This is a genomic window from Blastomonas sp. UPD001 (assembly GCF_003426715.1).
GTDB lineage: Bacteria > Pseudomonadota > Alphaproteobacteria > Sphingomonadales > Sphingomonadaceae > Blastomonas.
Genome location: NZ_QKVT01000001.1, coordinates 2,541,787 through 2,550,270, shown reverse-complemented (window position 1 = coordinate 2,550,270; position 8,484 = coordinate 2,541,787). Strand labels below are relative to the sequence as shown.

Annotated in this window: 12 protein-coding genes; 3 read left to right on the top strand and 9 right to left on the bottom strand. The window is 62.3% G+C overall.

The window, feature by feature from the left end; genetic code table 11:
• The first annotated feature begins 50 nt into the window (after positions 1-50).
• Entirely contained in the window at positions 51-299 is a 249-nt protein-coding gene (locus DM995_RS12990; RefSeq protein ID WP_116969689.1) for a DUF4160 domain-containing protein, read from the top strand.
• The gene (locus DM995_RS12985; protein ID WP_198669359.1) at positions 286-711 is read left to right on the top strand and encodes a DUF2442 domain-containing protein; all 426 of its coding nucleotides are present in this window, start codon (positions 286-288) and stop codon (positions 709-711) included. The genes DM995_RS12990 and DM995_RS12985 overlap by 14 nt, the downstream gene beginning before the upstream one ends.
• A 66-nt stretch (positions 712-777) precedes the next feature.
• Here DM995_RS12985 and DM995_RS21310 read toward each other — a convergent pair whose 3' ends face one another.
• The 6 genes from DM995_RS21310 to rplJ form a co-directional block, all read right to left on the bottom strand.
• Positions 778-1,242 (bottom strand): hypothetical protein, encoded by a 465-nt coding sequence (locus tag DM995_RS21310; protein ID WP_157973200.1) that lies wholly within the window; start codon positions 1,240-1,242, stop codon positions 778-780.
• A gap of 104 nt (positions 1,243-1,346) precedes the next feature.
• The gene (locus tag DM995_RS21305; protein WP_157973199.1) at positions 1,347-1,517 is read right to left on the bottom strand and encodes a hypothetical protein; all 171 of its coding nucleotides are present in this window, start codon (positions 1,515-1,517) and stop codon (positions 1,347-1,349) included.
• A complete protein-coding gene (locus DM995_RS21300; protein ID WP_157973198.1) occupies positions 1,510-2,007 on the bottom strand; it encodes a hypothetical protein in 498 nt (165 codons plus the stop codon). The genes DM995_RS21305 and DM995_RS21300 overlap by 8 nt, the downstream gene beginning before the upstream one ends.
• 190 nt (positions 2,008-2,197) lie before the next feature.
• Positions 2,198-3,622: a metalloprotease TldD gene (gene tldD, locus DM995_RS12980; protein ID WP_116969688.1), complete on the bottom strand. Its 1,425-nt coding sequence runs from the start codon at positions 3,620-3,622 to the stop codon at positions 2,198-2,200.
• Positions 3,623-3,885: 263 nt separating this feature from the next.
• Entirely contained in the window at positions 3,886-4,260 is a 375-nt protein-coding gene (gene rplL, locus DM995_RS12975) for a 50S ribosomal protein L7/L12 (RefSeq protein ID WP_060977432.1), read from the bottom strand.
• A 71-nt stretch (positions 4,261-4,331) separates the two neighbouring features.
• Positions 4,332-4,847 carry a 50S ribosomal protein L10 gene (gene rplJ / locus DM995_RS12970; protein ID WP_066278037.1) on the bottom strand — a complete coding sequence of 172 codons (516 nt, stop codon included), beginning with the start codon at positions 4,845-4,847 and terminating at the stop codon, positions 4,332-4,334.
• A gap of 488 nt (positions 4,848-5,335) precedes the next feature.
• Between rplJ and DM995_RS12965 the strand changes: the two genes are divergently transcribed.
• Entirely contained in the window at positions 5,336-5,743 is a 408-nt protein-coding gene (locus DM995_RS12965; protein WP_116969687.1) for an RBBP9/YdeN family alpha/beta hydrolase, read from the top strand.
• Between the two features lie 17 nt (positions 5,744-5,760).
• On the opposite strand, the gene DM995_RS12960 is transcribed toward DM995_RS12965, so the two are convergent.
• From DM995_RS12960 to DM995_RS12950, 3 genes are all read right to left on the bottom strand, one after another.
• Positions 5,761-6,201: a protein tyrosine phosphatase family protein gene (locus DM995_RS12960; RefSeq protein ID WP_116970460.1), complete on the bottom strand. Its 441-nt coding sequence runs from the start codon at positions 6,199-6,201 to the stop codon at positions 5,761-5,763.
• A gap of 154 nt (positions 6,202-6,355) precedes the next feature.
• Positions 6,356-6,724 carry a hypothetical protein gene (locus DM995_RS12955; RefSeq protein ID WP_023838912.1) on the bottom strand — a complete coding sequence of 123 codons (369 nt, stop codon included), beginning with the start codon at positions 6,722-6,724 and terminating at the stop codon, positions 6,356-6,358.
• A partial coding sequence (locus DM995_RS12950) for an ABCB family ABC transporter ATP-binding protein/permease (protein ID WP_157973296.1) occupies positions 6,721-8,484 on the bottom strand: 1,764 nt, incomplete at its 5' end. The genes DM995_RS12955 and DM995_RS12950, both read right to left, overlap by 4 nt.

The following is an 8,484-nucleotide window of genomic DNA, read 5'->3' as shown; positions in this document are numbered from 1 at the left end:
GGGGTTGGGCATATTGAAAAACCTAGCCTGTTGGGTTATGGATACGGTCCATGGTCGTCGTCCACCGAGAAGCCGGGATGCGGTTCGTGATCTATGTCGATGATCACGATCCGCCGCATGTCCATGTGATCGGCCAGGGCGGCGAGATGAAGGTCTTCCTGTTCGGTCCCGAAGGGCGTCCGGTGATGGACTATAGCATCGCCATGAAGACCAATGACCGCAGGCGCGCGATGGACATCATCGAACGCCACAGCGCCGACTTCCTCAAGCGCTGGCAAGAGATACATGGAAGTGAATGACGTGACCGCCGATACCCACTGGTCCGATGCGCAGGCCCCCGCCGCGAGGCAGCGCGGCAAGGCAAAACTGATCGCCGAACCGCGCGCAGTCGCGGCGCGCTACGACGCCGAAACGGACCGCATCATCGTCGATCTCGCCAGCGGCGCGACCTTCGCCTTCCCGCCCGCGCTGGTCGAATTCCTGCAAGACGCCACGCCCGAGCAGCTCGCCGAGGTCGAGGTGCAGGGCGCGGGCTTCGGGCTGCACTGGGAGACGCTGGACGTGGATTATACCGTGCCCGGCCTGATGAACGGCGTGTTCGGCACCGCACGATGGATGGCAGCGCGGGCGGGGCAGGCGACGTCAAGGGCCAAGGCGGAGGCTTCGAGGGTGAATGGGAAGAAGGGGGGCAGGCCGAGGAAGGTGGGGTGATGGGTTAGGTATCGTGTCCCCGGAATTGTCGTGTCCCCGGAATTGTCGAGCTCTAAAGCAAAACCATCAGTTGGTTTTCGTATCCGGCCTCGATGGAGATGGGTTAGGGTTAGTCATCGCTGGGAAATCGCTTTGAAATGTCCCCAGTTGGATAATAGCGCGCTGCCACCACTCAATTTTCACGATACCCTCTGTAATTCCCCAGTGCGTCCTAGTCCTATTTTCGCAGTCATAGCAAAGTGCTCTCAACTCATTGACGCACTCACCTTCAATTTCTGCGCGCCGGTCGTTCCACCCACGCAAATCTTCTTCGGTAGGCATTGGTGTCGCCCTAATGTCATTGGCGAGCTTGTCCCATGATCGCATCCATTCTGTATGACGGGCGCCTAGCGGTCCAATGCCTACAACTACCTGCACAATCGCTAGAGCAGAAATTGTCAGGCCAGCCGCCTGAGCAAAAAATACTGGTCCACCTTGCATCAGGCTCACAAAGACAGCCGTGCCAGCAAGCATTGTTATGATGTTCGACATGGTATCAAATGTACCCAAAAATGAAGCACGACGACGATGATATCGAGCTGAGTAATCGGCTCGATATGATAGAAAAAATCGTTCGTCTAGGATTGCGTCTAGTGTCATTTATCTTTTGGTCGCGTTGGCGGTTTGAGGCTTGAAGTCACCTTTTGGTTAGAGACTGGACGCTTTCCAATGCTAAAACTGTCTCGTAATTCAGTCTTTTGGCTATGGGCGCTCCCTTTATCGCCCGATTTGTCGCCACCTCCTCTTTTGTCAGAACCATCAGCCATGTGCAGTCTCCTCATTGGTCAACATGTCAGAATTCCAAAGCTCTTCGCTAGGGTCTTCCTCCATCACGATTCTCCATCTTGCAAAGCCTATACCTGCTGTTGGAGGGTAAGAGCGAATAATCCCATCATCAAGCTGTAGGCATTGCATCGACGCCATCATCGTACGCTCCGATCGCAAACGAACGTAGGTCCCGTTATTGTCAGCATAGGCAACAGCATTCCCAAACCTTGTAGCTGCGCAAAGATCGACTTCCGCCTTCACGCCATCCACAATAACTGCCCTGCCAGACAGTTGATCTGCTCGAAGCGGTTGAAGCGCATATGGACTAGCACTTGTCCCTGAAAGGGGGACAATCACAGTCGACTCCCCTAGCTCTCCATCATACTTTGCTGACACGCAAAGCAGCCCGTCTCCCAACTCTGGGTAATAAAGCAAGCTCCCGTTCGGAATTTCCTGTATATGCTTGATGATCAGAGATTTGGTTTGCAATGATGACCTCCGGCAAAACACTATTGTGCCGAAACTGCACCGCCTAGACAATGCTCGTCAAGCGAACATTCTGGTTAGCGGAATAAATCGACCGCATCGTTTGATGCGTTGATTTACATGGTGAAAGACCTGATTGGAATTCTCGGGACACAGTGCTTAATCCGGCAATTCTAGCTATCCCTACCTGCGTTCAACCAGTCCCCCCCACCGTGAGCCCGCCGACCAGCAGCGTCGGCTGGCCCACGCCGGCGGGCACGCCTTGCCCCGCCTTGCCGCAGACGCCGACGCCTTCGTCGAGCGCGAAGTCGTTGCCGATGCCGGTGACCTTGGTGAGCACCGTCGGGCCATCGCCGATCAGCGTTGCGCCCTTGATCGGGGCGCCGAGCTTGCCGTTTTCGACGCGATAGGCCTCGGTGCAGGTGAAGACGAACTTGCCCGAGACGATATCGACCTGGCCGCCGCCGAAGCTCTTCGCGTAGATGCCGTTCTTGACACGGGCGAGCAGCTCCGCCGGGTCGTCATTGCCCGCGCGCATGAACGTGTTGGTCATGCGCGGCATCGGCGCGTGGGCATAGGACTGGCGGCGGCCGTTGCCCGTGGGGGCGACGCCCATCAGCCGGGCGTTCAGCCGGTCCTGCATGTATCCGCGCAAAATGCCGTTCTCGATCAGCACATTTTCCTGCGTGGGTGTGCCCTCGTCGTCGATGCTGAGCGAGCCGCGCCGGTTCTGGATCGAGCCATCGTCGACCACGGTGACGCCATCGGCAGCGACGCGCTGGCCGATGCGGCCTGAGAACGCGCTGGTGCCCTTGCGGTTGAAATCGCCCTCGAGACCATGCCCGATCGCCTCGTGCAGGATGATGCCGGGCCAGCCGGGGCCGAGCAGCACCGTCATCTCGCCCGCAGGCGCGGCGACACTTTCCAGATTGGTCAGCGCCTGGGCGAGTGCCTCGTCGATCGCACGGTTCCAGACCGCGTCCTCGAACATGCTGTCATAGAGATAGCGTCCGCCCATGCCGAAACTGCCGACCTCGCGCCGATCGCCATTCTGCGCGACGATCGATACGTTGAGCCGTACCAGCGGGCGCACATCGGTGGCGACGAAACCGTCGGCGCGCACCACCTCGACCACCGACCAGCTGCCAACCAGGCTCGCGGTCACCTGCGCCACGCGCGGATCGCGCGCGCGCGCGGCGGCATCGATCTTCTCGAGCAGCGCGATCTTCGCCTCGAACGGGATCGATTCGAGCGGATTGCCATCGGTATAGAGATGCCGATTATTCTTGCGCGGCGGCGGCGCAGCCTCGCCTTTCGCGGGGTCGAGCAGCTTGAGCGTCTCGGCAGCGCGGCGGATTCCGGCAGCGCTGACATCATTGGCATGCGCAAAGCCGGTCATCTCGCCCGATACGCCGCGCAGGCCGAAGCCCGAATCGGTCGAATAATCGGCGGTCTTCAGCCGGCCGTCGTCGAAGACGAAGCTCTCGCTCGCCGAATATTGCAGGTAGAGCTCGCCATCGTCGCAGGCTTTCAGCGCATCGTGGGTGATTGCCTGCGCGGTATCGGGGTCGAGCGCATCGGCGCGGTAGAGGAACGAGCGGGGGTCTGTCTGGGTCATCGCAGACATATGCGCGCTCGGGGGGCGTTAGGGAAGGGGTGGGCACTCAAGCCCGTCATTCCCGCGCACGCGGGAATCCCGCTTTCGCTCGATGCGCATAGGAAAGCGGGACCCCCGCGTGCGCGGGGGTGACGAGGATTGGGCGGCGATGTTGCGCGGCTTCACGTGGAACAACCCGCTCATCGCAAACGAAAAAGGGCGACCTGCGCATGGCAGGCCGCCCTTTTCTTCATCCCCGTGCCCGAAGGCGCGGGAAGCCAAGATTACTTGAGCTCGACGGTGCCGCCGGCTGCTTCGATCTTCGCCTTGATGTCTTCGGCTTCAGCCTTGCTGACGCCTTCCTTGATCGCCTTGGGCGCGCTTTCGACCAGGGTCTTGGCTTCGGTCAGGCCCAGGTTGGTGATCGCGCGGACTTCCTTGATGACCTGGATCTTCTTGCCGCCGTCGCCGGTCAGGATGACGTCGAATTCGGTCTGCTCTTCAGCAGCCGGAGCAGCGCCGCCAGCGGCAGGAGCGGCAACAGCCACAGCAGCAGCGGCCGAAACGCCCCATGCTTCTTCCAGGGCCTTCGAGAGTTCAGCGGCTTCCAGAACGGTCAGCTTCGAGAGTTCTTCGACCAGGTTTGCGATATCTGCCATTTTAAGTCTCCAATTTTCAAATCATGATGCACGCCGCAGCCCGTCCGGCCTGCGGCAGGGGGTACCAGAATTTATGCGTCTTCCTTGGCCGCATAGGCGCCGAACACGCGGGCGAGCTGCCCGGCGGGAGCCTGAATGACCTGAACCACCTTGGTGGCCGGGGCATTGACGAGACCAATGATCTTGGCGCGCAGTTCGTCGAGCGAGGGCATCGAGGCAAGCGCCTTCACACCTTCGGCATCGAGGACCACATCGCCCATCGCGCCGCCAACGATCTCGAGCTTCTCGTTATCCTTGGCGAAATTGACCGCGACCTTGGCCGCTGCCACCGGGTCGCCCGAGGTCGCAAGCGCGACGGGGCCGGTGAACAGGTCGGCGATCGAGGCATAAGGCGTGCCTTGAGCGGCAAGCTTGGCCAGCCGGTTCTTGGTCACTTTGTAGCTGGCGCCTTCTGCGCGCATCTTCGTGCGAAGCTCGGTCGACTTGGCAACGGTCAGACCCAGATTACGGGTCACCACCACCACACCGGCTTCACCGAAGGTTGCGTTCAGCGAGGCAACAGCGGCTTCTTTTTCAGCACGATCCATGCCGTTCTCCTTCCACATGAGCGCATCGGCTTATGGACGATCGAAGACCATCCACCGGTGCGCCCGGTTGCTTGTGCAGCGCGAAAAGGGCCGTTGCCGGTCCTGGCCGCGATGCTACGTCTGTCCGTGGGGGGTGTTTGCCGAGCCGAAGCCCCGGATGCGACGATGCGCGCGGGACGAAAATGGCAGCGTCTGTGGTGCGTCGAGCGCACGACAGTGAAAAACATGTCCCCGTCTAGGCTGGGCATTAAGCGGGGCAAATCCCCCGCACCAACTGTCTCGGACGGCGATCGGAGACCCCAAAGGGCCATCCGGTCGGGGCGGGCATTAGCAGTGTGGAGCCCAGAGTCAAGCGCCATCGGTCCTTCGGTCCGGCGCAACGCGCCATCCGTGTGGCGCAGATCACTTGTCTATCAATTCAGTTGAGTTATCTTGAGGCCATGGTTCGCCGCTCCCCGGACGGACCGATTCGAAACGGAAGGTGCCCCATGACCGCGTTCGCTCCGCATACCGACCCCACGATCCTGCTCGTCCCCGGACTCGACAATAGCGGCCCCACGCATTGGCAGAGCCTGTGGGAGCGCCAGTGGCTGAACTGCCACCGCGTCGACATGGGCAACTGGCATACCCCCAACCGCAATGCCTGGGTCAACCGGCTCAATATCGCGATCCGACAGACCGAAGGGCCGATCGTGCTGGTCGCGCATTCGCTGGGCTGCCATGCGGTCGCGTGGTGGGCGGCGCTCGAACGGCCGCGCGCGGGCGGCAAGGTGGCGGGCGCGCTGCTCGTCGCCCCTCCGGAGGGGCAGCGCGATGGAGCGTGCATGGAAGAACTGCGCAACGCCGCTTCCCCTCCACCACAGACCTGCGGTCGGCGGTCCCCCTCCCCGAGATGAGCTCGGGGAGGATCTGGTCAGTCCGCCTGGCCCGACAGCGCGTCGAGCATCGGGCGGACCGGGGTCAGGTCATAGCCCGCCTGCGCCGCGATGCGGGCGAGTTCCGAGGGGTTCTGCCCTTGCTTGGCCTGTGCCAGCGACCACAGCAGCGTCGAGCGCGTGCCCGAGCGGCAATAGGCGAGCACCTTGCCGCCGCTGGCCTCAGCCTTGTCCAAAGCTGCGATCATCGCATCGACCTGGGGAGCGGAGAAACCTGCATGGGTGACGGGGATGGAGACATAGTCGATCCCGGCCGCCTTTGCCGCCGCCGCGATCTCGGCGCCTTGCGGCGCGCTCGGGTCCTCGCCATCGGGGCGGTTGTTGATGATCATCGTCACGCCTTCGGCCTTGGCCGCGGCTACCTGATCGAGGCTGATCTGCGGCGAAACCTGAACATCATCGGTAAGCGGCGTGAACATGCTTGTCTCTTTCATGGCAATGGGGGCGGCGGTGGCGGACGCCAGGATCGGCGGCATCTGCACCGGGGAACGGTCGGACTGGTTGCGGTCCTTGCACGCGGGCAGCGTCAGCAGCGCGGCAGCCAGCGCGAGGGCGGGAATCCTGGAAAGCTTGTCACTCACGAAACGGCTCCCATGCTTTCTCGACCAGGGCGCGCGATGGCGCATCGGTCATCGGATCGGCCAGGATCGCCGTATAGCGTTCTTTCAGGCCGGCGCAGCTTTCATCCATCATCGCGTTGAGAAATTCGGCGCGCTCGGCATCATAGGGCTCTTCGCCGGCAAAATGAAGACAGGCCTGCGCGGCATGCACAAACAGGCGCACGCGATAGGTCGCGCCCGGGTGCTGCGGTTCACCGTACATGTCGGTCCATGGCCCCGTTCGCGTCGGCTGCTCGACCTCAGCCGCCTCTGCCTCGACCGGGGGATCGAGCGCCACGCCCTGCAGCGCCAGCGCTGCCAGAACAGCCGCCATCATCGTCATGCCGCCACCTCTTCCTTCGCGCGTTCCTGTGCCTGGCGCTCCCACATCGCCGCATAGAGCCCGCCTTTCTGCAGCAGCTCGCGATGCGATCCCTGCTCGGCCACCCGGCCCTTGTCGAGCACGAGGATGCTGTCGGCATGCGTGACCGTGGACAGGCGATGCGCGATGATCAGGGTGGTGCGCCCTTCGGCCAGCGAACGCAGCGTATCGAGAATCTCCGCCTCGGTGGCGCTGTCGAGCGCGCTGGTCGCCTCGTCGAAGATGGTGAGCGGCGGGTTCTTGAGCAGCGTCCGCGCGATCGCGACGCGCTGCTTCTCGCCGCCCGAAAGCTTAAGGCCGCGCTCGCCAACCTCGGTGTCATAGCCTTTGGGGAGCGATTCGATGAAATGGCCGATCGCCGCGCCATGCGCCGCGCGCTCGATCTGCTCCTGCGTGGCGCCCTCGCGGCCATAGCCGATATTATAGCCGATGGTGTCGTTGAACAGCACCGTATCCTGCGGCACGATGCCCAGCACCGCGCGCAGCGAGGCTTGCGTTACCTTCGATATGTCCTGCCCGCCGATCAGGATCTGGCCGGATTGCGGATCGTAGAAGCGGAACAGCAGCCGCGCGATCGTCGACTTGCCCGCGCCCGAGGGGCCGACCAAAGCCAGCGTCTGGCCCGGTTCGACCCGGAAGCTCAGTTTGTGCAAAATCTGCCGGTCGGGGTCGTATCCGAAATCGACATCGCGGAACTCGACCGAGGGCTGGCGGATGTCGAGCCCAGGCGCACCCGGCACATCGACGATCTCGGCGGGCGTGTCGATCAGGTCGAACATCGCGGCCATGTCGACCAGACCCTGGCGGATGGTGCGATACACCATGCCGAGCAGATCGAGCGGACGAAACAGCTGCATCAGCAGCGTGTTGACCAGCACCAGATCGCCGACGGTGAACTGGCCCCGGCTCCAGCCCCAGATGGTATAGACCATCGCGCCTGCCATCATCAGGTTGGTGATCAGCGACTGGCCGATATTGAGCAGCGCCAGCGAGTTTTCGGACTTCACCGCCGCATTGGCATAGGTGCGCGCGGCATCGCCATAGCGCTTCGCCTCGCGTGCCTCGGCGGTGAAATATTTGACCGTCTCGTAATTGAGCAGCGAATCGACCGCGCGCGCGAGCTGCTTGCCGTCCAGCGTGTTCATCGCCTCGCGCAGATGGTTGCGCCAGTCGGTGATCTTGCGGGTGAAGACGATATAGATCGCGACCATCGCCACCGTCGCCAGCACCAGCCCGACGCCGAAATTGATCCAGAAGATCACCAGCACCGCGACCAGTTCGAGAACCGTCGGTGCAATGTTGAACAGCAGGAAATAGAGCATCACGTCGATGCTCTTGGTACCGCGCTCGATCACCTTGGTAACCTCGCCGGTGCGGCGCGCGAGGTGGAAGCGCAGCGACAGCCGGTGCAGCTGGACGAAGACATTCTCGGCCAGCGTCCGCGTCGCCTCCTGGCCGACGCGTTCGAACACCACGTTGCGCAGGTTATCGAACAGCACCGATCCCAGCCGCGCCGCGCCATAGGCGATCACCGCGACGATCGCCGCCATCGCCATGCTCGTGCCGTCGATCGTCATCTGGTCGACCGCCGCCTTGTACGCAAAGGGCATCGACAGCACCGCCGCCTTGCCGAGCAGCACCATCAGCATCGCGCCGCAGATGCGCAGCTTCAGCTCGGGCCGATCGTCGGGCCAGAGATAGGGCAGGAAGCGTCCCAGCGT